The following is a 22,757-nucleotide window of genomic DNA, read 5'->3' as shown; positions in this document are numbered from 1 at the left end:
ATATATATTTCACCAAATACGGGCGCGCTTCGACGGCGCGGGTCACGCGGAGCCGCGCGGAAGTTTCTTGGCTTATGGTCCTTAGCCCAAGGGGCCGTCGATCGGACGTAGGAAGCGTCCGTTTTCGATCCGTTTGTCTCCGTCGACATAAAGCGTTGGTTCGAGGATCACCCCGTCCATGTGAATGTTCGACAGCAGGGTTCCACCCACATCGACATTGGTGCCGAGCCCGAAATGCATGGTGCCCAGGATGTTCTTGTCTTCGCGCTGGACGCCGCGGATCTGGGCCTTCGAGTTGATCCCCACCGACGCCTCCGCTGGGCAGACATAGGCATTCTCGTCGCCATACTGCTCAAGATAGTTGCGCAGGAAGTGCGCGTCTGCGCCACCGTCGATCTTGACGATACGCCCGTGCTCGACCGTAAGCTCGATCGGGCTGGATATCCGGCCGATCTGGTGCATGCACAGATCGATGACCAGTTTGCCGCTGCCGCTGTATTCGACCGGCGGAATGTTGAATTCGCCATTGGGATAGAGGAACCGCAGCATGTTGGACTTGCGGTTCTGAACTTTGGAGACGTTCTGGATCTTGTAGGCAACGAAGTCGTCGCCCGGCATATTCGGGATGAAAATGCGGTTTTCGACCGAATAGGTGAAGTCGCAGCCATATTTGGAGGTAACCCTGCAATGCCTGGCGTCTTTACCGAAGATGTTGGTAGCGACCCAATATTGCCGGATCGCCATTTCCTTCTGGTCCTCGGTGACTGCGCCGGACTGAAACATTTCCAGCGTCATGCCGCCATCCATGCAGATGACCGGAACACCAGCATCCATCGCAACCGCGTTTGCATGAGCGTGCAGCATGCCGGTCGATGCCAGCAGGATGTTGAGGTCCGAATGCAGCATCGCTTCACAGACTGTCTTGGGCGGATCGTAGTAGTCGGCCGGTCGTGGATCAAACAGCGCCAATGTGCCGTCTGCGCCGAGTTCGCTGACAATGCTCATGACAGCCTGCCAGACCCTTGGATCATGCGCCGTATCGGTCACGATGAGCACGTTCATGCCTGGCGTGATGTTGGCCACCAGGGGGCGACGTAGATAATCAAGCGTACCCGTCATGAGACCGTGCAGCGGCATGCAATCCTCCTCAATGCTATTCCTTCCGTCTTTCGCGTCGCGTCTATATTTTCGACGCGCTTGACGGCGATTGAAGTATTTGTATAGCTTAGAAGAAATTTTATGGATTAAAAATAAGTAATTCCACGTAACGGAATTTCCAACGAAATAATAATCAAAAATTCTATTTGGCGGAATTTCCAAGTGCATTGACAACCGGAGGAGGAAGAGTTGGACAAATTTGATCGCCCCATTGGGTTGGAGACACCCTCGACGCTTGATTGGAAGAGTGACATCGCCGCGGAGATGTTGCGAAGGCTCGATATCCCCTATGTCGCCCTCAATCCCGGCGCCAGCTATCGCGGTTTCCACGACAGCCTCGTCAACTACCTCGGTAACCGTTCGCCGCAAATGCTGCTGTGCCTGCACGAAGACCACGTCATTTCGATCGCGCATGGTTATGCGAAGGTCACCGACAAGCCGATGGGCGCTGTGCTCCATTCCAATGTCGGGCTGTTGCATGGCCTGATGGGCATCTTCAATGCTTGGGGCGGGCGAGCGCCGATGATCGTGATCGGTGCGACCGGTCCTGTCGAGCCGGAAAAGCGGCGCCCCTATATCGACTGGATACACACCTCCAAGGATCAGGGCGGATTGCTGCGCAACTATGTGAAGTGGGATGATGAACCACGTTCTGCGGACGGCATCGTCGAGGCATTCCTGCGCGGCCACCAGATCACCGCGTCCACGCCGCGTGGCCCAGTCTATATCTGCCTGGACGCTGGTTTGCAGGAGGACCCGGCCCCTGAACACTTCCATATTCCGACAGCCGAGCGCTATCAGCCGATTTCGCCAGCTTGTGCCACGCAACGCGATATCGACGCTGTGGCCGATCTTGTCCGGGCGGCCCGAAATCCCCTGTTTCTGTTTGGCCGTGGCTCGGTCGATCAGGGCGACTGGGATCGCAGGGTGGCGCTGGTCGAGGCCGCCGGTGCCTATGTGATGACGTCGACCCGCGGCAAGGCGGTCTTTCCGACCGACCATCCTCGCCATGCTGCCCCACCGCTCACCTGGCTTGATGCCGACGCCAAACCGATCGTCGAGGCAGCAGATCTCATCGTTTCGTTCGACTGGGTTGATCTCAACGGCCTGCTGCGGCAGGTCAATCGCAAATCCGACCAGCTTGAAGCCAGGATCGTGCATGTGACGCAGGATCGCTCACTCCACAATGGCTGGGACATGGGGTATTTCGGCCTGCCACCGGCCGATTTCCCCATCGATGCCAATCCTGATGCCTTCGTCGCACAACTCCTCGTTAGCCTGAACGGGCGGGATAAGGGTATTTCGACCTGGACCGGCATAGCGCGCATCGATCCGGGGCCGGCCGAGTTCAACGCTAATGGCGACCGGGAAATTATCCCATTCGACCTGGAAGTAGCGGTCAAAAAGATCGCCGGGAGCCGTAAGGTTACACTCGCCAACAACAATATCGGTTGGTCGACGCGCGCCTTCATGATCCGTGGACCGCTTGACTTCATGGGGCATAACGGCGGCGGCGGCATCGGCGCCGGCCCGGGGCTGACGGTCGGCGTAGCGTTGGCACTGCTTGGCAGCGACCGCACAGTGGTTGGCGTCATGGGCGACGGCGATTTTCTCCAGGGCGTCACGGCGCTTTGGACCGCCGCGCATTACCAGATCCCAGCGCTATTCATCGTGGCCAACAATCGTTCGAACTACAACGACGAGATCCATCAGGCTGCCATGGCCAAAGACCGCGGGCGCCCGCCAGAGAACCGCTGGATCGGACAACAGATCGACAATCCGGCACTCGATCTGGCCGGCATGGCGCGCGCGCAAGGTGTCGAAGCAGAAGGCCCGGTCGAGAATGTCAACGACCTGATGGCGGCGATCGAACGCGGGCTGGCCGTGGTCGATGCCGGGCGGCCATATCTGATCGATGCGCATATCGCCCTCGGATACACCAAGAAGATCGTGACCCGTGGGCATTAGGAGGCAGTGATGAGCAGAACAATACAGTCGGTCCTTCCCGCAAATCGCGATCTCTATTATGGCGGCCGCTGGCACGCTCCCAATGGCGGCTATACAGATGTGTTCAACCCGTCGACCGGTGAGAGCCTAGGTCCGGTTGCGCAGGCCGATATCAGCGATGTTGAAACGGCGATCGCTGCGGCCCGCTCGGGATTCGAAGACTGGCAGGGAACGCTGCCGAAGACGCGCTCGTCCTTGTTGCGTGAGATTGCGGCTGTCATTCGGAAGAATGCCGAGGAACTCGCCCTTCTCGATGCGGCCAACTGTGGCAATCCTGTCACCGCACTGTTGCGCGATGCCGAAAACGCCGCCACAAAGCTCGACTATTTTGCCGGCGTGGCGCTTGAAGCCAAAGGCAGCACGATACCCGCTGGCCAGGACATGATGTGCATGACAGTGCGCGAACCCTGGGGTGTCTGCCTCCGGATCGGCGCTTTCAACCACCCGCTCTCCTTTGCCGGCGGCAAGCTCGGCGCGCCGTTGGCAGCTGGAAACAGCGTGATCATGAAGCCTTCGCCGCAGGCCCCGCTCTCCGCTCTGCGGTTGGCGGAATTGATCGACGGTATTGCGCCACCGGGTGTCATCAACTTCATGACCTGTGGGCTTGAATCCACCCAGGCGCTGGTCACGCACCGCGATGTCGCCATGGTGTCGATTGTCGGTAGCATCGCCACTGGAAAAGCGGTTGCGAAGGCCTGCGCCGACCGACTGAAACCGATGATCTGTGAGCTCTCGGGCAAGAACGCGTTGATCGTCTATGCCGATGCCGATATCGGCCGCACCGTCGAGGGTGCGGTACGGGGCATGAACTTCACCTGGTGCGGCCAGTCCTGTGGTTCGACATCGCGGCTCTTCGTCCACGCAGATATCCACGATGCTGTCGTTGAGGGCATCATCGCCGCGACGCGACGCTTTAAGCCCGGCCTTGCCACAGACCCGGCAACGAATATGGGCGCCATCATCTCCAAGGCGCAGTACGAGAAGATCATGGGTTACATTGAGCTCGGCAAGCAGCAGGGCGCGACGCTCCGGCTGGGTGGCGCGCGCCCGACGTTGCCCGACCTTGCCAATGGTTACTTCATCGAGCCTACGATCTTTACCGATGTCACGCCCGACATGGCGATCGCGCACGAAGAGATCTTCGGGCCTGTCCTCGCCGTGATCAAATGGACTGACGAGGCGGACATGATGCGCCATGTCAACAGTGTCGACTACGGGCTCACCGCGGCGATTTACACAACGAATGTCACCACGGCCCATCGCGCGGCCCGGCAGGTCCAGTCCGGCTTCGTGTGGGTCAACGACACGTCATCCCATTACATCGGCGCACCGTTCGGCGGCTACAAGCTTTCCGGCGTGGGGCGTGAAGAATCGATCGAGGAACTGCTGGAATTCACCCAGATGAAGACGATCAAAATTGCGCTTTGACGTCTTGTCGGATTCACAAATTGCCGAAGTAGAAGAGTGATGGATACATTGTAGCCGCCGCATTTGAGAACCGCTTCGCTGGAAACTGATCAAGTCCAAGTCTGCATGATCCTTGTCTACACGAGGGGCCAGCTGTTTGAATTCCGTCAAGGGACGGAGCGCTAGATTTCATCTCGCTGGCTCGAGCAAGGCCTGCAAGAAAGCAACGACCAAGGGGTTGGCCGCGTTTGCAGTCCTATACGCGATGCGATGTGTGGAGGAGAAGTCGAAGGTTCCCTTCTTCAAGGCTCTCAACTCGCCGGTTTTCACCCAGGGCTCGGCGAAATGGCAGGGCAGGAAGCCGATGAAATGGCCTGATAAAATCATCATGGCTTGCGCTTCCATCTCTACGGCCGATGCGCTGGCGCGGGGATGGCCGACGATATAGAGGTCGTCGAAATGTCGGTAGCGCCGCACGCAGAACCGGCTGTTCTCGATGTCCTTCATGTCGAGATCTTTGTCGTTTCTGGCAAAAAGCGGATGTGCGGCGCCGCAATAGAGTGAATGCGGTTCCGTTGCGAAGTCGCGATAGGTGACACTTGGCGCTTTTTGGGACAGCGGGCCGATGACGATATCGAGGTCCCCGTCGGCCACCTTCTGCTCAAGTTCGGATGGCATGGCGAGTGTCAGTTCCAGGAAGACATCGGCATCGTCCTTCAGAAAGCGGCGGATGGTGTGCTGGAGGCCCAGTTGCGGGCTTGTATAGATGCCGTCCGAGGCGCCGATGCGCAGCCGGCCGGCGAGGCTGCCACGTGCGGCACTGACCCGCCGGGTGAAACCGTCGAGATCGAGAAAGAGCTGCTGGGCCGCGTCATAGGTCGCCTGGCCCGCTTCCGTTAGGCGGAACTGCTGTTTTCCCCGCAGACAAAGCTGGGCGCCGATGCGCTTTTCCAGTTCGGCAAGATGCGTGCTCAGCGTCGACTGGGAGAGGTTGAGCGCAATCTGCGCGTCGGCAAAGCCGCGTGCATCCGCCAGCGCGACGAACACCCGCAGGAGGCGGATATCGATATTGTCCAATCTGCGCATCTGCACCTCACATTGATAATCTTCGATGCAGGGTCGCAAACAATTTGATTTACTTCAATGTACCGCGTGGCAGGCTGTCCTCATAAATTTCAAGGGGAACAAAATGAACGCTTTCATCAGATTAGCCAAGGCTGCAATCCTGTTGTCTTCCACGGCATCGGCCGCGCAGAGCGCCGAGCAGATCCGTATCCTCGCGCCGACCTGGCTCGGCTTTGCGCCCGTCCATGTGGGCATCCAGAACGGCTGCTTCACGGCTCGCGGCCTCGATGTCAGCATCAAGTTCGAGGACGATCTCGCGAATGTCATGGCGGCGATGGCGCGCGGCGATATCGAGGTCCAGATGCGCTCGGTCGGTGAATACCAAGGTCGCCCGCGCGACAAGGACACGCCCGGCATCATCATCGGTACGATCGACGAATCTGTCGGGGGAGACGGCGTCATCACCGACGACAAGATCGCCTCGGTCGCCGACCTGAAGGGCAAGACCGTGGCCTCGGAGCTCAACATTCCATCACGGTTGCTTTTGCAGGCGGCCCTCAAGGAGGCCGGGCTTTCGCTCGCCGATCTCCAGATCAAGGACATTGCCACGGCCGATACCGCGGCCGTCTTCGCCGACGAAAGCATTGCCGCCATTGCGACCTACGAACCCTTCATGTCCCAGGCCGTCCAGAACTCCACGCGTTCCGGCGCGAAGGTACTTCTCTCGTCGAAGGATAAGCGTGGCCTCATCGTCGATGCCATCATCGCACGCAATGACGACCTCAAGGCGAACCCGAAGAAATATGCCGAATTCCTCGCGTGCCTTTACGAGGCGGTCGATTTCATCAAGGCCGAACCCGCGAAATTCGCGGAGATGGTGGCGCCGGAGTTCGGACTGACCCCGGCCGAGGTCACGGGTGTCGTCGAAAGCAGCCTTTCCTATACCAGCCTGGCGGAATCCAAAGCCTATATGGGGGCGGACGGAAAGCTAGGCACGCTCGGCGCGATCTTCGACACCGTCATGGCGCTCAACCTGGAAAACGGTGCGGCGGACAACAAGCTGATCGCCGAAGACCAGATCGACAATTCGATCATCAGCACCGTGACAGGCGCCGAATAATCGACCCTCGGATAACCCAGCACCAGCGGCTGCAATGGCAGGCGCTGGTGCCCAACCTTTCCGGTCCATTCATGTTCACAAACCTGTTCGTCTTCCGGGCGAGGTCGAGCCCGTTGGTCGAGGCCACCGTCGGTGCGCTGGCCGCGGCGGCCCTGCTTCTCGTTTGGGAGGCCGCCGCGCGCGGCGGTCTCATCAGTCCGCAGTTCCTGCCGGCGCCAAGCCGCGTCTTCGTCGCCCTGTGGAGCCTGATCACCAATCAGTCCCTGCTGTACCATACGGGAATATCCGCGGCCCGCGTCTGGGGCGCGTTTCTCATCGCGGCCGTCATGGCGATCCCGATCGGCATCCTCATGAGCAGCTACCGCATCGTCGGCGCAGCACTCGAGCCCATCGTCGACTTCGTTCGCTATCTCCCGGTGCCCGCACTCGTGCCACTGTCGATCATCTGGTTCGGTGTTGGGGAATCCACCAAGATATTCCTGCTCTGGCTCGGCACGTTCTTCCAGCTCGTGCTGTTCGTCGCAGACGACATGCGGCGCGTGCCGAACGAGTTCGTCGAGGTGGCCCGCACGCTCGGGGCGAACTCCGGTCATGTGATGCGGGATGTCGCGCTGCGCTCCATGGCGCCATCACTGCTCGACAATATGCGCATCACGCTCGGCTGGTGCTGGACCTACGTGATCATCGCCGAGATCGTCGCGGCCGATTCCGGCATCGGCTACATCATCTGGACCGCCCGGCGCTTCGTCAAAACGCCCGAGGTCATAGCGGGCGTCGTCGTGATCGGATTGATCGGCCTCGTCACGGACCAGCTGCTGCGCATGATCCATCGTCGCGTCTTCCGCTATCTGTGAGGCCAGGATGACCCAGAACTATCTTCACTTCGACAATGTCTCCAAGGCATTCGGGCCGGTGGATGTCGTCTCGCGCACCAACCTGTCGATCGACCGCAACCAGTTTATCGTCTTCCTCGGCCCGTCGGGCTGCGGCAAGACCACGCTCATGCGCATGGTCGGGGGCCTCGATACGCCGTCGGCCGGCTGCGTGCGCCTGGAATCCGAGGTCGTCGACAAACCCGACCGCCGGCGCGGCATGGTCTTCCAGTCCTATTCGTCCTTCCCCTGGCTCACTGTGGAAGAAAACATCGGCTTCGGGATGCGTTATCGCAACGATCTCACTGCCGGGGAAAAGGCCCGGCGCCGGCAGCACTATCTCAAGCTCGTCGGGCTTGAGGATTTTGCCCGCGCCTATCCGAACCGCATTTCAGGCGGCATGCGCCAGCGCGTGGCGATCGCGAGAACGCTTGCCGCCGGCTCCGACGTGCTCCTCATGGACGAACCCTTCGGCGCGCTCGACGCCCTGACGCGCGAACGCCTGCAGGTGGAGCTGCGGCTCATCCAGAACCGCGAGCAGAAGACCGTCATCTTCGTCACCCACGATGTGGAAGAGGCCGTGTTCCTGGCAGACCGCATCGTGCTGTTTTCCCGCCGGCCGGCGCGCGTCGTCGCGGATATCGACGTTGTCGCGCGGCTGGGGGCGGAGAGGACGTTGGATATCCGCGAGTCTCCCGCCTTCTTCGAGCTCAGGAACCATGTGCTCCATCTCATCCGCAACGAAACAGGAGACATGATGTGACCGGCATGTTCGAAAACAGGACTGTCGTCATAACCGGAGCGAGCCGGGGGATCGGTTTCGGAGTAGCAGGCGGGTTCGCCAGCGAGGGCGCGGACGTCCATATCATCGCCGATGATGAGGGCGTGTTCGAGGCTGCGCGCCAACTCGGCGCGCAAGCCCACCGGGCCGATATCACGGAGCCCCATGCCATCGAGGAGGCACTTGGCGCGATTTCCCGGATCGACGTCCTGGTCAACAATGCGGGTTATGAGCGCATGACGCCTCTGGTGTCCGAGAGCGATCGTGTCGAAGACACGTTCCGGCGCGTCATCGAGATCAATGTCGTCGGCACGGGTATCGTGACCCGCCGCGCGATCGCGCGCATGCGGCCGGGCAGCGCGATCGTCAACACGGCGTCCATCTGGGGCCGCGTGGCGGAGGCGCAATTCGACGCCTATGTCGCGTCGAAACACGCGATCATCGGGCTGACCAAGACTTGGGCGAAGGAGCTGGGGCCACTCGGCATTCGCGTCAACGCCGTGTGCCCCGGATGGGTGCGCACCGAAGCTTCGATGCGATCCCTTGGCCTGATGGCCGCCGCCCGCGAGACGGACGAGGACGGACTGTTGCGGGAGATCGTCGCCGGCCAGGCTCTCGACGGGCTGATGGAGCCGCAGGACATGCGGGAGACCTACCTGTTCCTGGCTTCGGACCGTGCCGCCAATATTACGGGCCAGTCGCTTGGTGTGGATAGGGGGGAAGTGCCGTGGTGAACGTGTTGAAGGGAAAGACCGCGATTGTCACCGGCGCGGCGCGCGGCATCGGTCGCGCCAGTGCACTGGCATTGCAATCGGCCGGAGCGACGGTGGTGGGGCTCGACCGCGATGTACCGGACGATGGCACGAAGATCATTGCCTGCGATCTGACGATCGAAGAAAGCGTGAGAGCGGCCGTGGCCGATGTGGTGGCGCTCCTTGGCCGGGTCGATATCCTCGTCAACAATGCCGGAATCCTCGAAGAGAAGGCGCTTGCGGACATCGATGCCGCCCATATCGACCGCATGTTTTCCGTCAATGTGCGGGGTGCGATCCTGGTGGCGCGCGAATGCCTGCCGCACATGCCGGAGGGTGGGCGGATCATCAACATCGTCTCCGAACTCGCCTATCTCGGTCGCGCCAATGCCTCGGTCTACTGCGCCACGAAGGCGGCGCTTCTTGGCCTCACCCGCTCCTGGGCGCGCGAGCTTGCGCCCCGCATCCTGGTCAATGCCGTCGCACCCGGCCCCACCGACACGCCGCTTCTCGACTTCGGCAATCTCACGCCCGAGCAGAAGGCCGCGGAGACAGCAAATCCGCTTGGCCGGATCGGCCGTCCGGACGAGGTGGCCGCGAGCGTCGTTTTCCTGGCAGGGCCGGGTGCCATGCTGTTTACGGGTCAATGCCTTGGCGCCAATTGCGGCGCGGCAATGTTTTAGGGAGAAACAAGATGAACAAATCCGTATTTTGGGCGGACCACACATGGCCCGAGGCCGAAGCGAAAATTGCCGCGGGCGCACCGGTGTTCCTGCCACTCGGCGCCACCGAACAGCACGGTCATCACATGGCGCTCAACGTGGATGTCGTCATTCCCACGGCGATCTGCGAGCGCGTCGCAAGGGCGGTGGGTGGCCTGGTCGCGCCGACGGTGCCTTACGGCAATCGTTCGCAGCCGCGTTCGGGCGGCGGTCCGGCCTTCCCTGGCACCATAAATCTGTCGGCCCATACCTTCTCGCTCGTCGTGCGGGATATCCTTGTCGATCTTTATCGCCAGAAGGTCCGGCGGATCGTCGTCCTCAACGGACATTACGAAAACATCTGGCCCTCGATCGAGGGTATCGAGCTGGCGCTGGACGCCATCGGCCGCGACAAGACGGATGGCCTGACGATCCTGCGGATGGATCATTGGGAATTCGCGCGGCCCGAGACCATCGCGCGCATCTTCCCCGATGGTTATCCCGGCATCGAACTCGAGCATGCGAGCGTCCTTGAAACCTCCCTCATGCTGGCGATCCGGCCGGACCTCGTCGATCTCGACCGAGCCCTGCATGACGGGCCGGCACAATTCCGGCCCTATGACCGTTTTCCCAAACCGCCCGTCGAAGTGCCGCCGTCCGGGGTCCTGTCCATGACGGACGGCTCGACGGCGGAAAAGGGCGAATGGCTCCTGGCCGACTGTGTCGGCCGGATGGTCGACATCATCAACGAAGAATTCAAATAGGACTTTGATCATGGGAGAGAAATTCCACCAGCCGGTCGATGCCGCCAAGGTGCCGCGTTTTGCAGGCCATGCGACATTCATGCGGTTGCCCGCCGTCGCCTCGGCCGAGGGGCTCGACATCGCGCTCGCCGGCATTCCCTGGGACGGCGGAACGACCAACCGGGCCGGTGCGCGCCATGGCCCGCGCGAAGTCCGCAACCAGTCCAGCCTCATGCGCAGCACCCATCACGTCTTCAAGACCGAGCCGTTCAAGATCGCCAATATTGCCGATGTCGGCGACCTTTCCGTCAATCCGATCGATCTCCTCGATGGCCTGAAGCTCATCGAGGGCGGTGTTGCGGATATCGTCAACGCTGGTGCACTGCCGCTTTGTGTCGGTGGCGATCATCTTACCACGCTTCCGGTTCTGCGGGCGGTCGCCAGGAAAGCGCCGGTCGGCCTCATCCACTTCGATGCGCATTCGGACACCAACGACACCTATTTCGGCGACAACCCGTACACGCATGGCACGCCGTTCCGTCGCGCAATCGAGGAAAACCTGCTCGATCCCCGCAGGGTGGTGCAGATCGGAATTCGCGGCTCTATCTATTCGCCGGACGAACACGACTGGGCCAAGGCGCAGGGTGTGCGCATCATCTATATGGAGGAGTTCAGCGCGCGCGGTCCCGAGGCCGTCATGGCCGAGGTTCGCGACATCGTCGGCGACGTGCCGACCTATGTGACCTTCGATATCGACTCGATCGATCCATCCATGGCGCCAGGCACCGGCACGCCGGAAATCGGCGGCTTTACGACCAGGGAAGCTCAGGACCTGGTGCGGCGCCTCGATGGTCTGAACCTTGTCGGCGCCGATGTCGTGGAGGTGTCCCCGCCATTCGACCTCGCCGGCATGACCGCGATCGCGGGCGCTACCATCCTTTTCGAACTGATGTGCGTCATGGCAAGACAGGTCGACCGCTGCCGCCTGCGTTGACGACGAAGATCAGACGTCACGCCGCCTGCGAGGTCTGGAGCCATTGGTTGAATCCGACCGCCCGGCCGGTCGGGGTTGATCCGGCGATCTCGTAGGCTCCGACGATGGGGTTGATCGTCGGGCGGAGCAGGATGAGTTGGCCTTCGCGCAACTCCCTCTCGATCAGGAAGGGACTTGCCTGGCCGATGCCAAGGCCGGTCATGCAGGCGTCGATGGAGGCTTCGTCGGTGTCGAAGGTGATGCTTCCGCTGCGCGGCCGGAAGGGAATGCCCGCCGCCTCGCACCAGCGCCGCCACGACCAGGCATCCGCGGTGTCGAGCAGGATCGGCAGGTCCAGCAGCGCCTCCGGCGTTACCGTTTTGGCCACGCTGCCGATCAGGAGCGGGGAACAGACGGCGACCGTCCGGTCGAGCAGGAAGGCGGAGGGAAACCGGGTTTCGTCGGCGCCTCTGGTATAGCTGATCGTGACATCGGGCACATCGCTTGCGCCGAGCGCGAGCGACTGGATGTTGAGATCGACGCTGGGGTTTTCCTGCAGGTAGGCGCCGATCCTCGGGATGAGCCAGCGCCGTGCCAGCGTGATCGGCGCCTGGATCACCAGGCGCACGCGATCCGGCAAGAGGGCGCGCGTGCCGTTTTCCAGTGTGGCCAGCGCTGCATTCACATGGATCAGGTACTGCCGCCCCGCATCCGTGAGCGAAATCGCGTTGTGCCTTCGATGGAACAGCTGGACGCCGAGCGTATCCTCAAGCGACTTGATCTGCCGGCTGATCGCGCCGGGTGTCAGATGCAGTTCCCGCGCCGCCAGCGTGAGGCTGCCCGTGCGCGCGGCGATCGAGAAGGCCGGAAGCGTCGCCAGCGGCGGCAGTTTGATGCGGTTGGATTGAGGATTTCTCATGCCGGCGTGAGAATCTTTCGATTGCAAATAAGTTGACTATATCTATCCACATTCTCCTGGAGCGACAAGAATTATCCGGGAAGCCCAGTCTTGAAGACCGATATCCGCAAGCGGCGTGATCACAGCGCGCCGGGCTTCCTGCCGGGCGGCAGCATGCATTCTGCGCAACGGTGCGCGCAGCCTGCGGTCCGCCACTGTCATCACTGATCGAGGGAGAGAACCATGTTTTCCAGTTTTGCCTTGCCGAGCAGGCGCGCTGTTTTGGCCGGCGCGTTCGCCGTCTGCCTTGCGGCCATGCCCGCCCTTGCCGAGGACGCGACGCAGAAGGTCACCGACGACCGTGGCGTCGAGGTGGAGATCCCTGTCCACCCGAAACGGATCGCATCGATCTCGTTCTTCGCCGACGACGTGGCGCTCGCACTCGGCATCAAGCCCGTGGCGAGCACCTACATGGTGGCGGATCGTCCGCCGGAATTCCTGCTCGGCCTAACCCGGGGCATGACGCAGATCGGCCAGCGCGCGAAGCCGAACCTTGAACTGCTCTCGGAAGCAAAACCCGACCTCATCGTCGCCATCCGCCGCTACACCGTCGGCAATGCGCCGCAGCTTGAGAAGATCGCGCCCTACGTTGCCTGGAACATGGAGCTGCTCGACGGCAGCGACAAGGAAATCGAAGCGCTGGCGAAGGTTCTCGGAAAGCCCGAGCGCGGCGTCGAGTTGAACAGGGATTTCCGCGCGCACCTCTCCGAGATTGCGGCCAAGGCGCCGAAGGACACGCATCCCCGCTACGCCATCATGTGGGGCGGCGAGGTGCCGTTCGCCTTCCATGACGAGAACACGTCTGCCTCGATCGTGAACGCCATCGGCGGCGAGAACATTGCCGGCGCCATGACGCCGGGCGGCGAGTTCGGCATTGATCTCAGCCTCGAAACGATGCTCGAAAAGGACCCTGAAGTCCTGTTCATCTATGATTACGGTCCGGATCGTCCGCATGAGAACAATCCGATCTGGAAGGAGCTCACGGCGGTCAAGAACAACCGGGTCTTCTATGTCGGCGACCAGTGGGTCGAGACCAACGGTCCGATCGCGCGCGAAATCGTTCTGCGCGAGGCGGCCCATTATCTCTATCCGGATGTCTTCCCCAAGGTTGACGTGAAGGCGGAAGCGGCCAAGATCATCCCGGCCGAACTCCAGAAATAAGCGATTGACCGCGACGACGATGGATGCACGCAAATCCTCGATAGCCATCGGCTTCATCGTCGTCGCGACCCTTCTCGTCATTGCGGCCGGGCTGATGCCCGGTGCGCGGACGCTCTCGTTCGATGCGGTCCTGCGGGCGCTCGTGAGCCCCGATGGCAAGATCGAGTCGATCCTGGTCTGGACCCTGCGGCTGCCGCGGAGCCTTGCCGCCGCGACGGCGGGTGCGGGGCTTGCCGTGTCAGGTTATCTCCTCCAGTCGCTCACCCGAAACCCGCTTGCCGATCCCGGCATCACGGGGGTTACGGCCGGGGCGATCGCGCCGATTGTTACCTGTTTCGTTTTCCTGCCCTGGGTTTCCGGGCTTTATTATCCGCTGGTCGGGCTTGTCGGCGGGCTTGCGGCGGCTTCGGTGACGTTCTGGGTGGCGCGGGGCGGCAACAGCCATCCGCTTCATCTGGCGCTCGGCGGCGTCAGCGTCTCGCTGTTTCTCAGCGCGATCACGATTTACGTGCTGCTGTTCGCGGGACCGCAATCGACGGCGCTGCTGTTCTGGCTCGCCGGGGGCTTTGCCGGCCGGACCTGGATGCACCTGCTCCAAATGCTGCCATGGGTGCTGATCGGGGTGCTGGGCGCCTTGCTCCTCCATCGGGTCCTCGCCATGTTCGCCCTCAGCGACCATTCCGCCGCGGCGATGGGGGTGCAGCTCACTTTGTGGAAACCGGTCCTGCTGCTGCTTGGCATATGCCCCGTGGCGGGTGTTGCGCCTGTCGCCGGCCCCGTGGCGTTCGTCGGCCTGGCCGCACCGCATATCGCGAGGCTGCTCCGGCCACGGGGAACGCTCTTGGAGATCGGCCTGACCGCCGCCATCGGGGCGCTGATCGTGACGGCGGCGGACCTGATCGCGCGAACCGTCGCCATCCCCAAGGAACTACCGGTCGGCATCGTCACCGCTCTGCTCGGCGGTCCGCTCTTCATCTATCTCATCCAGCGCGGGCGGCTTGATTTCAAGGGGGAGGGGGCATGAGCCTGAACGATGCCCCGGCGATCGGCCGGCCAGGCCGCTGGGTCCTGCCGGCGGCGCTGGCGCTCGTCCTCCTGTCGTTCGTTGCCGCGGTTTTTCTCGGCATCGTCGATATCCCCGCCCATGACGTCCTGTCGGCGCTGACCGGCAACGGGTCGCCGGAAGCGCGCTCGATCATCCTCGATATCCGGCTGCCCCGGATCGTTACGGGCCTTCTCGCCGGCGTGCAGTTCGCCCTCGCGGGCCTGCTGCTCCAGACCATCACGCGCAACCCGCTCGCCGATCCCTCGCTCATGGGCGTCTCGCAGGGCGCGACGCTCACCGTCACAGTGTTCCTCCTCTTCACGGTCTATCGGGCCAATCCCGATTCCTATTCCGTCAACGAATTGCCCATCGCCTGGCTTCCGCCCGCCGGAATGATCGGCGGCATGATCGCGGGCGGCATCATCTATCTGCTCGCCTTTCGCCTCGATCTCAGCCCGCTGCGCATCACGCTCTGCGGCATCGCCATCGGCGCGGTGCTGCACGCCGTCGCGATAGGGCTGATTGCGGGATGGGGCTCGGCGCGCATCGAGATCATCCTCGAATGGCTCTCCGGCAGCCTCTATGCGAGGACCTGGGATCACGCCTTGTTCCTGCTGCCGTTCACAATCGTCGGCCTCGCAATGCTCCCGCTGATCTACCGGCCGCTCATCCTGCTCCGGTTCGATGCGGCCGTCGCCCGCTCCTTCGGGCTTTCCTATAAAAAGCAGTTCTCCTTCGTCCTGCTCGTCTCTTGCGCGCTCGCGGCCAGTGCCGTCGGCGCGGTCGGGCCGGTCGTTTTCGTCGGCCTGATCGTTCCGCATCTGGCGCGCTTCCTCGCGGGACGGCATTTCCCGCTGGTCCTTCCGCTCACCATCGTTCTCGGCGCCGTCATCGTCACGCTGGGCGACCTGGTCGGCCGGCTCGCCGGCGGGCCGGAAGAAGTGCCGATCGGCGTCGTCACCGCCCTCATGGGCGTGCCCGTCCTGCTCGTGCTTCTGCGCAAGGTTCCATGAGGTCGCCCATGCCGCTCGCCTGCTCGCAACTGTCGGTTCACTATGGTCGCCGCAGCGCCTTGGCCGATTTTTCCCTGTCGATGGAGAAGGGGGAAATCCGTGCGCTGATCGGCCCGAACGGATCGGGAAAGAGCACGGCGCTCCAGGCCTTGGCCGGGCTGATCACGCCCTCGAAGGGAAGGGCAGACATCGAAGGCGTCGCGGTCGCCTCCATGTCGCGGCGTAACATCGCCAAGAAGCTCGCCTTCCTGCCGCAGCAGCCGGCGGCCCCGGACGAGATGACGATTGCCCAGCTTGTGCGCCAGGGCCGTTTTCCGCATGTCGGCCTGTTCCGCTCCTATGACCGCAAGGACGAGGAGGCGATCGAATGGGCACTTGAGAGCACGGGCCTGACCGCCTTTGCCGATCGGACGCTGCAGGAGCTTTCCGGCGGCGAGCGCCAGCGCGCATGGATTTCGGCAGCGCTGGCGCAGGAGGCCGGTATTCTGCTTCTGGACGAGCCGACGTCCTTCCTCGATATCGGCTATCAGGTCGAGGTGCTGGACCTCGTGCATCGCCTGAGCCGCGAGCGTGGCGTAACGATCCTCATGGCGATCCACGACATCAACCAGGCGATTGCCGTCAGCGACCGCATCTCCCTTCTGGAAAAGGGTGAGCTACGCTTCGACGGCGAGCCCAAGGCGCTCGCTGAAAGCGGCCTGATCGAGAAGACGTTTCGGGTGCGGGGCCGCTTCGTCGAGGTCGCGCCCGACAAGCCACCCCATTTCGACGTCGAGCTTACGAAGCTGCACCGGCCTGGTTCTTGACGAGCCGGAAGACGATCTTCGTCTGTGTGTAATAGTCGAGAGCATCGGCAAAATCCGGCGTCCACCCATCGGCGAAGTAGGGAATGAAGCCATCATATTCCAGCTTGCGGGCGGAGACCTGGAAGCCGGCCTTGGCGAAGGCCTTCGCGTAGTCGGTGATCGAGCGATCCTGAACGATCGTGTTCGTGCGCTGGGCGACCAGATCGCGCCATTTCGGCCAGAGCGGATTGTCGGTGTGGCAACCCGTGACGGCGTAGTAGACACCGCCCGGTTTCAGCGCCTTGAAGATATCGGCGGCATGGGCGTCGATATCCTCGATAAGATAGATCACCTCGTGGCTGATCGCGAGATCGAATTCCTCGACCCACCCCTCAAGCGTTCCGCCGACGGCATGCTGAACGGGAATATTGCCCTTGAAGGCTTCTGCCTTGGCGACCGACTGTTCGGCGATGTCGATGCCGAGGGCCTTGCGGAAGGGCCGGAGCGCATAGAGATGCCGCAACAAACCACCCTGGTTGCAGCCGAAATCGATCACGCTTTTCTGGCTGAGGTCGCGCTCGACGATCAGCTCGATGAGGTGCCGCCAGATCGGCGCATGGCCATCCGACATCCGGTCTTCCGCGTCCGGGTCGACATACCAGGTCGTGATGGTTTTCTGGTCCTGGCTCACCGTAGTCTCCTATGCAATTTTCCCGTGCCAATCTTTTAAGATACTGACACTCCTGCGAAAAGTGCAAAATGCGGCAAGGCGCGCGTTTGCAGCCGCTTCCTGTGTCGGTTTCGCCGAAGCTGTTTTGCTTTTTTCGAAAAGATGGTGCTGGCGGTGGGCCGCATAGAGCGCGGCCACGCCTGGGATTTGGCTGAATTCGAGACACTGAAGGTGCAGAACCACGGCGTGATGCGTGTGGTCGAACGAATGAATTATCGGCACCTCGCCTTGACAGGCTCCACCATGAGAATGCAAGCTTTGTGACAGTGCTGGTCTAGGCCCGCACAGAAATGCCCCGCTCAACGCATGTTGATGACGATCCGGAGCTCGCACCTCCTGGAACAGGGTCCTGGCGAAACCGGCCATAAGCCGGTTCAACTATGGAAGCTGGTGGGCATGACGGCTGATACTCTCTTTCCTGACGATTTTTCTTCTGTTCGCACTTGGGGCAGCCCATCGGCATGTCGTTCGTTTGCGGCCAACCATCACGTTGGCTGGCGGCGCGATGCCGATTTGACCGCCCCGGCAGGTTGTCCTGCCGCACCATGTCGGCTGGCGCCCGGATATCAGCTTCAGGCGTGAGACACGCTCCGGCATGCGTCCGTGCCCCCGTGGCCATGCCGAAGCGCCTGAGAGAAACGGGGCTCACCTCACAGTTCAACGCAGGCAAAGGTATGGAGGAGTTTACCTTGGCAAAAGCAGATGAAGACAGTGCGGCCATCGCACGGCCGGAAGATGAAAAACTCGGCATTGGCGCCAACATCGCCTATGGGCTGCAACACGTTCTGACGATGTATGGAGGCATCGTCGCGGTCCCCCTGATCGTCGGCCAGGCAGCGGGGCTGAGCCCCAGCGATGTCGGCCTTCTGGTGACGGCATCGCTTTTTGCGGGCGGTCTTGCGACCATCCTGCAGACCCTGGGATTGCCCTTCTTCGGCAGCCGCCTGCCGCTCGTGCAGGGCGTCTCGTTTTCCGGGGTCGCGACGATGGTCGCCATTTCCGGCAATGGCGGCATTCCGTCCATCCTGGGCGCCGTCATTGTCGCCTCGTTGATCGGCCTCCTGATTACGCCGGTCTTCTCGCGGATCACGCGTTTCTTCCCGCCGCTCGTCACGGGCATCGTCATTACCACGATCGGCCTGACGCTGATGCCGGTCGCAGCCTTCTGGGCCATGGGCGGCAACAGCAAGGCGCCGGATTTCGGAAGCCCGTCGAACATCCAGCTTGCGGCCGTAACGCTTGCCATCGTTCTCCTGCTCAGCAAGGTGGGCAGCGCTTCGATCTCGCGGCTGTCCATCCTGCTTGCCCTGGTGATCGGAACCGGCATTGCCTACGCCGCCGGCATGACCGATTTTTCGCAAGTGACAAACGGTCCCGTCTTCGCGCTGCCGACGATCTTCCACTTTGGCTATCCGACCTTCGAGATCGCGGCCATCATCTCCATGCTGATCGTCATCGTCGTCACTCTGGTGGAGACCTCGGCCGATATTCTGGCGGTCGGCGAGATCGTCGAGACGAAGGTGGATTCCCGCCGCCTCGGCGACGGTCTGCGCGCCGACATGCTTTCCAGCATACTTGCTCCGATCTTCGGCTCGTTCACCCAAAGCGCCTTTGCGCAGAATGTCGGCCTCGTCGCCGTCACCGGCGTCAAGAGCCGCTATGTGGTGGCGACGGGCGGCCTGTTCCTCGTGATCCTAGGCTTGCTGCCCGTCATGGGGCGCGTTGTGGCCGCGGTGCCGAGTTCGGTCCTCGGCGGCGCCGGCATCGTGCTCTTCGGCACGGTCGCGGCCAGCGGCATCCGCACGCTCTCCAAGGTCGACTACCAGAACAATATGAACCTGGTCATTGTCGCGACGTCGATCGGGTTCGGCATGATCCCGATCGCCTCGCCGGGTTTCTACGAACATTTCCCGGCCTGGGTCGCGACGATCTTCCATTCCGGCATCAGTTCGGCCGCCCTGATGGCGATCGTCCTCAACCTGCTTTTCAACCATGTGAAGGCCGGCAACTCCGATCAGCAATCCGTCTTCGTGGCGGGCACGGAGCGAACGATCCGCTACACGGACATCGCCCGCCTGCACGACGGCGACTACTTCCTCAATGGCAGGCTCTACGACGCCAAGGGTGTCGAGATCCCGATGATCCCGGAAGCCGCCCACTAGGCGCCTTGCACCACGCGATCCGGATCGGGATTGGCCCCTGATCCGGACCCACTTTTCCACCGACCTCAAAGGAGACAAAATGTCGGAAGAAACCGAAACCCGCCGCCTGCTCGACGCCCTGTTCGGCACGATGGAAGATGGCGTCATCCCCGCCACGGAAACCGGCGTTGCGGCCGGAAACAAGGTCTTCGGCGCAGCATTGCTGCGCAAGTCGGACCTGTCGACGGTCCTCGTCGAAACCAACAACGAGATGGAAAACCCGCTGTGGCACGGGGAGGTCCATACCCTGAAGCGGTTCTACGAGATGCCGCAATGCGACCGGCCGGACTCGAAAGATCTCATCTTCCTGTCGACGCACGAGCCCTGCTCGATGTGCCTTTCGGCGATCACCTGGGCCGGCTTCGACAACTTCTTCTATTTCTTCAGCCACGAAGATTCCCGCGACGCGTTTTCCATCCCGCACGATCTGAAGATCCTGAAGGAAGTCTTCACACTGGACGCCGGCGGTTACAACAAGACGAACGCCTTCTGGAAAGGCCGATCGATCCAAGCCCTGATCGACCGCCTTCCCGAGCCGCAGCGCGAGGAGTTCAAGGAGCGAGCCGAAGCCATCCGCCTGAAATACGACGATCTCTCCGTCGTCTACCAGACAAGCAAGGACGGCAACGCCATCCCCCTCAACTAACCTCTTTCTTACCCAGCTCCTCCCCGGGCACGCTGCCGGTGGTTTTTGCCCTCGGCGGCGCGTTTGGTGTCGGGCGATCAACCGACCAAATTCTTCGATCCGGTCATCGAGCCTCTGCCATCACTGTGGCAGGCGGAAATGGTCGTCGATGTGAGGGCGGTGGCGGGTTTACTTCTGCCGGCCGATCGCCTTGCGGTAGCTGCCGAACGGCTTGCTCCCTCGACCGTCAGCCCATGCACGGCTTCGGCATCTGGATCGACATAGAGTGCATCGACCGGGCGATAAACCTCGCACATGAAGCAGGTCTGGCAGGATGCCTGCCGCAGGATCAGCGGCGGTCCTTCGGGCATCGCCTCGAAGACATTGGTGGGCCAGACCCTGGACGCAGAGAATGCAGTCCGTGCAGGTGTCGGTATTGGGAACCTCGATCATTATTCGGCGGCCTCCCTGTATACCCCCGGATCGGTCGTCTCCTGCCTCACGGCGGCCTGGGCCTGGCGCAGTTGCAGCGCCGCAGATCGGTTCGCGGGTGGCATTGTCGCTCGCGGCATTAAAGCCGGCAACGGTGGCGGTACAGGCGAGGCGGTCAGCCGCAGGATCGCCTTCACCTGATCCGTTTCAGCAAGATCGAGCGGGGCATAGACGGGCTCGGAAGCAGGATGCGGGCGATGATCGAGCGGCCACAGGCAGAGCCTGCGCGCTCGATCAGGCTTTCATCCCGGCGGTAGAACTGGGCAAAGCGATAGAGCGCCATCTTGGTGCTCGAGGCGGAGGCCGGCGATATGGCGTAGGCGGAGGAGAACTCGATGCCGGAGAGTTCGACGCCCGCCTCCGCGCCCATCAGGTAGCCGTCGCCCGTCGGCACGTCGCAGCCGAGCGCCTTGCTCATGAAGGCGCAGCCGCCCGTTGCCAGCAAGACCGCGCCTGCCTGGACCGCCCAGTGGCCACCTTCCTGCCGGCGCAGGCCCGTCGCGCCCATGACTGCGGCGCCATCGCTCACCAGCCGGGTAGCAGGATGGTGGTCGAGGATTGTGATGCCGGCATTTTTCACCTTAAGGCGTATCCATCGCTTGTATTCCGTCCCTTGTACGGAAAGGCTCTGTTGCTCGCCCTTGTCATCGACGGGGAAGGGATAATCCCAGTCCGCCAGCCGATTGACGCTCTCGTAGGTCTTGCCGAGAACGGGCACCATCCAGCCGCGCTCGGAGAGGTAGCCGCCCATCGCCTCGCGGCTTGCCATCGCCGCTTACCGCTCCTCTGGGTCCGGCGGCACGTACCAGATCTGGGTGCCGGCGGAGGCGGTGGCGCCGGAACTGCCGCAATAACCCTTATCGACCAGGACGACCTTGGCACCGCTTGCCGCGGTTCAAGCGCTGCCCAGCATCCCGCCGGACCACCGCCGATTACGAGCACGTCGCGGGCAATTTCGGTTGTAGGTGCAGCGGTGGAGCCGGCGTCTTGCGATGGCAGAAATCCTTTCAGGCAAGAAATCTCATCTATGTATTGCATAGGTTTTGAGTTGTTTCCGGAGCTCGTCCATGCCCATCGCCAGCCTCGCCATGTATGTCGGCCCGGAGCCGGTCGCGCAGGCGACATGGCTGTTCTGGGAGGCGCTCGGCAAGCGGCTGCGGGACCTTGGGCTCGATGCGCCCGAGACGCTTGACGACGGCGTGCGCTACAACGAAGCGTGGCTTCGCCCGGACCTGCTGTTCGGCCAGACCTGCGGCTACCCCTACGTCCAGCATCTGCGCGGCAAGGTGCAGCTGGTCGCTTCCCCCGTTTACGGGCTCCCCGGCTGCGACGGTCCACTCAAATGCAGCTTCATCATCGTCAATGCAGCGTCTTCCGCACAGTCGATCGAGGATCTGAGGGGCGGGCGGGCGGCGATCAACGAGCCCGGCAGCAATTCCGGCTACAACCTCTTCCGCGCCTTCGTGGCGCCGCATGCCATCGATGGGCGGTTCTTCGCATCCGTGCTGGAGACCGGCGGCCATCGGGCGAGCATCGATGCCGTTTCGAGCGGGGCGGCCGATGTCGCGGCGATCGACTGCGTGACCTTCGGCAACACCCTGCGTTTCGATCCCGAGCGTGTCGCGGGCGTGCGCATCCTGGCGGAAACGGCGAAGGGGCCGGGCCTGCCCTTCATCACCGCCGCCTCGACGTCGGCTACGGACCTGGCGACCCTGCGGCGCGCGCTGGCGCAGACCATTGCCGATCCTGCGCTCGCCGAAGTCTGCGATACGCTCTCGCTGCGCGGCATCAGCCTGCTCGGCGATGCCGATTACGAGCTGCTGGCGGAACTGGATCGGTATGCTGCGCGTCATGGTTACCCCGCCATCGCTTGAAGCAGGACGGCCGGTTCCGCGGCGAGCGGAAAGTGGCAGGCGACGCTGCGGCCACCCGTTCCGGTCTGGAGGGCGGGCACTTCGGCCGCGCATTTCGGCTGAGCGAGGGGGAAGCGTTTGTGAAAGCGGCATCCAGACGGCGGATTGCTTGGGCTCGGCAATCCACCGGACAGCACAATGCGCTCGCGCCGGCGGTGGAGCTCCAGCGAAATTCCGTCGACGGCGGTCAGCCGGTCGTAGCGGAGCACCGTATCCTTCAGGGTGAGAACCGGTGCCACCATCACGCGGCCTCCA

The 22,757-nt window shown here is 62.4% G+C and carries 23 protein-coding genes; 17 read left to right on the top strand and 6 right to left on the bottom strand.

Annotation, left to right across the window (positions count from 1 at the left end; translation table 11 throughout):
• Positions 1–81: 81 nt before the first annotated feature.
• Positions 82–1,137: an aminopeptidase gene (locus tag J2Y63_RS28565; RefSeq protein WP_435268890.1), complete on the bottom strand. Its 1,056-nt coding sequence runs from the start codon at positions 1,135–1,137 to the stop codon at positions 82–84.
• Between the two features lie 210 nt (positions 1,138–1,347).
• Here J2Y63_RS28565 and J2Y63_RS28560 point away from each other — a divergent pair, with 210 nt between their 5' ends.
• Positions 1,348–3,126: a thiamine pyrophosphate-binding protein gene (locus J2Y63_RS28560; RefSeq protein WP_435268889.1), complete on the top strand. Its 1,779-nt coding sequence runs from the start codon at positions 1,348–1,350 to the stop codon at positions 3,124–3,126.
• Between the two features lie 9 nt (positions 3,127–3,135).
• Positions 3,136–4,593 carry an aldehyde dehydrogenase family protein gene (locus tag J2Y63_RS28555; protein WP_256120240.1) on the top strand — a complete coding sequence of 486 codons (1,458 nt, stop codon included), beginning with the start codon at positions 3,136–3,138 and terminating at the stop codon, positions 4,591–4,593.
• A 168-nt stretch (positions 4,594–4,761) separates the two neighbouring features.
• On the opposite strand, the gene J2Y63_RS28550 is transcribed toward J2Y63_RS28555, so the two are convergent.
• Positions 4,762–5,658 (bottom strand): LysR family transcriptional regulator, encoded by an 897-nt coding sequence (locus tag J2Y63_RS28550; protein WP_435268888.1) that lies wholly within the window; start codon positions 5,656–5,658, stop codon positions 4,762–4,764.
• Between the two features lie 103 nt (positions 5,659–5,761).
• Between J2Y63_RS28550 and J2Y63_RS28545 the strand changes: the two genes are divergently transcribed.
• The 7 genes from J2Y63_RS28545 to speB all read left to right on the top strand — a co-directional run bounded on the left by J2Y63_RS28545 (position 5,762) and on the right by speB (position 11,600).
• Positions 5,762–6,757, top strand: coding sequence for an ABC transporter substrate-binding protein (locus tag J2Y63_RS28545; RefSeq protein WP_435268887.1), 996 nt, complete (start codon positions 5,762–5,764; stop codon positions 6,755–6,757).
• A gap of 71 nt (positions 6,758–6,828) precedes the next feature.
• Complete coding sequence (locus J2Y63_RS28540) at positions 6,829–7,611, top strand: ABC transporter permease (RefSeq protein WP_435268886.1); 783 nt, start codon at positions 6,829–6,831, stop codon at positions 7,609–7,611.
• A 7-nt stretch (positions 7,612–7,618) separates the two neighbouring features.
• Positions 7,619–8,392 carry an ABC transporter ATP-binding protein gene (locus J2Y63_RS28535; protein ID WP_435268885.1) on the top strand — a complete coding sequence of 258 codons (774 nt, stop codon included), beginning with the start codon at positions 7,619–7,621 and terminating at the stop codon, positions 8,390–8,392.
• Between the two features lie 5 nt (positions 8,393–8,397).
• Complete coding sequence (locus J2Y63_RS28530) at positions 8,398–9,144, top strand: SDR family NAD(P)-dependent oxidoreductase (RefSeq protein WP_435268918.1); 747 nt, start codon at positions 8,398–8,400, stop codon at positions 9,142–9,144.
• Positions 9,141–9,845: an SDR family NAD(P)-dependent oxidoreductase gene (locus J2Y63_RS28525; RefSeq protein ID WP_435268884.1), complete on the top strand. Its 705-nt coding sequence runs from the start codon at positions 9,141–9,143 to the stop codon at positions 9,843–9,845. The genes J2Y63_RS28530 and J2Y63_RS28525 overlap by 4 nt, the downstream gene beginning before the upstream one ends.
• Before the next feature lie 11 nt (positions 9,846–9,856).
• The gene (locus J2Y63_RS28520) at positions 9,857–10,627 is read left to right on the top strand and encodes a creatininase (protein ID WP_435268883.1); all 771 of its coding nucleotides are present in this window, start codon (positions 9,857–9,859) and stop codon (positions 10,625–10,627) included.
• Between the two features lie 10 nt (positions 10,628–10,637).
• The gene (speB, locus tag J2Y63_RS28515) at positions 10,638–11,600 is read left to right on the top strand and encodes an agmatinase (protein WP_435268882.1); all 963 of its coding nucleotides are present in this window, start codon (positions 10,638–10,640) and stop codon (positions 11,598–11,600) included.
• Between the two features lie 16 nt (positions 11,601–11,616).
• On the opposite strand, the gene J2Y63_RS28510 is transcribed toward speB, so the two are convergent.
• A complete protein-coding gene (locus J2Y63_RS28510) occupies positions 11,617–12,498 on the bottom strand; it encodes a LysR family transcriptional regulator (RefSeq protein WP_435268881.1) in 882 nt (293 codons plus the stop codon).
• Positions 12,499–12,720: 222 nt separating this feature from the next.
• Here J2Y63_RS28510 and J2Y63_RS28505 point away from each other — a divergent pair, with 222 nt between their 5' ends.
• From J2Y63_RS28505 to J2Y63_RS28490, 4 genes are read left to right on the top strand one after another with little or no spacing between them, the layout of a single operon-like run.
• The gene (locus J2Y63_RS28505) at positions 12,721–13,698 is read left to right on the top strand and encodes an ABC transporter substrate-binding protein (protein WP_435268880.1); all 978 of its coding nucleotides are present in this window, start codon (positions 12,721–12,723) and stop codon (positions 13,696–13,698) included.
• A gap of 19 nt (positions 13,699–13,717) precedes the next feature.
• Entirely contained in the window at positions 13,718–14,722 is a 1,005-nt protein-coding gene (locus J2Y63_RS28500; RefSeq protein ID WP_435268917.1) for a FecCD family ABC transporter permease, read from the top strand.
• Positions 14,719–15,756, top strand: a complete 1,038-nt coding sequence (locus J2Y63_RS28495; RefSeq protein ID WP_435268879.1) for a FecCD family ABC transporter permease — start codon at positions 14,719–14,721, stop codon at positions 15,754–15,756. Before J2Y63_RS28500 ends, J2Y63_RS28495 begins: the two co-directional genes overlap by 4 nt.
• A gap of 8 nt (positions 15,757–15,764) precedes the next feature.
• Positions 15,765–16,562 (top strand): ABC transporter ATP-binding protein, encoded by a 798-nt coding sequence (locus J2Y63_RS28490; RefSeq protein WP_435268916.1) that lies wholly within the window; start codon positions 15,765–15,767, stop codon positions 16,560–16,562.
• On the opposite strand, the gene J2Y63_RS28485 is transcribed toward J2Y63_RS28490, so the two are convergent.
• Complete coding sequence (locus tag J2Y63_RS28485; protein ID WP_435268878.1) at positions 16,534–17,232, bottom strand: class I SAM-dependent methyltransferase; 699 nt, start codon at positions 17,230–17,232, stop codon at positions 16,534–16,536. The genes J2Y63_RS28490 and J2Y63_RS28485 overlap by 29 nt on opposite strands.
• Positions 17,233–17,945: 713 nt before the next feature.
• Here J2Y63_RS28485 and J2Y63_RS28480 point away from each other — a divergent pair.
• The 3 genes from J2Y63_RS28480 to J2Y63_RS28470 all read left to right on the top strand — a co-directional run bounded on the left by J2Y63_RS28480 (position 17,946) and on the right by J2Y63_RS28470 (position 20,730).
• Positions 17,946–19,433: a nucleobase:cation symporter-2 family protein gene (locus tag J2Y63_RS28480; protein ID WP_435268877.1), complete on the top strand. Its 1,488-nt coding sequence runs from the start codon at positions 17,946–17,948 to the stop codon at positions 19,431–19,433.
• Between the two features lie 79 nt (positions 19,434–19,512).
• Positions 19,513–20,118: a nucleoside deaminase gene (locus J2Y63_RS28475; protein ID WP_435268876.1), complete on the top strand. Its 606-nt coding sequence runs from the start codon at positions 19,513–19,515 to the stop codon at positions 20,116–20,118.
• Positions 20,119–20,412: 294 nt separating this feature from the next.
• The gene (locus J2Y63_RS28470; protein ID WP_435268875.1) at positions 20,413–20,730 is read left to right on the top strand and encodes a hypothetical protein; all 318 of its coding nucleotides are present in this window, start codon (positions 20,413–20,415) and stop codon (positions 20,728–20,730) included.
• Here J2Y63_RS28470 and J2Y63_RS28465 read toward each other — a convergent pair.
• Positions 20,723–21,358, bottom strand: a complete 636-nt coding sequence (locus J2Y63_RS28465; RefSeq protein WP_435268874.1) for an FAD-binding protein — start codon at positions 21,356–21,358, stop codon at positions 20,723–20,725. The genes J2Y63_RS28470 and J2Y63_RS28465 overlap by 8 nt on opposite strands.
• A 298-nt stretch (positions 21,359–21,656) precedes the next feature.
• On the opposite strand from J2Y63_RS28465, the gene J2Y63_RS28460 reads away from it, so the two are divergent.
• Positions 21,657–22,463, top strand: a complete 807-nt coding sequence (locus J2Y63_RS28460) for a phosphate/phosphite/phosphonate ABC transporter substrate-binding protein (protein WP_435268873.1) — start codon at positions 21,657–21,659, stop codon at positions 22,461–22,463.
• Here J2Y63_RS28460 and J2Y63_RS28455 read toward each other — a convergent pair.
• Positions 22,445–22,744 (bottom strand): oligopeptide/dipeptide ABC transporter ATP-binding protein, encoded by a 300-nt coding sequence (locus tag J2Y63_RS28455; RefSeq protein WP_435268872.1) that lies wholly within the window; start codon positions 22,742–22,744, stop codon positions 22,445–22,447. The two genes, J2Y63_RS28460 and J2Y63_RS28455, sit on opposite strands and share 19 nt — an antisense overlap.
• Between the last annotated feature and the right edge of the window lie 13 nt (positions 22,745–22,757).

The organism is Shinella sp. BE166 (assembly GCF_051201095.1).
In the GTDB taxonomy this organism is placed as follows: Bacteria; Pseudomonadota; Alphaproteobacteria; order Rhizobiales; family Rhizobiaceae; genus Shinella; species Shinella lacus.
This window is presented reverse-complemented; position numbering and strand designations above follow the sequence as displayed.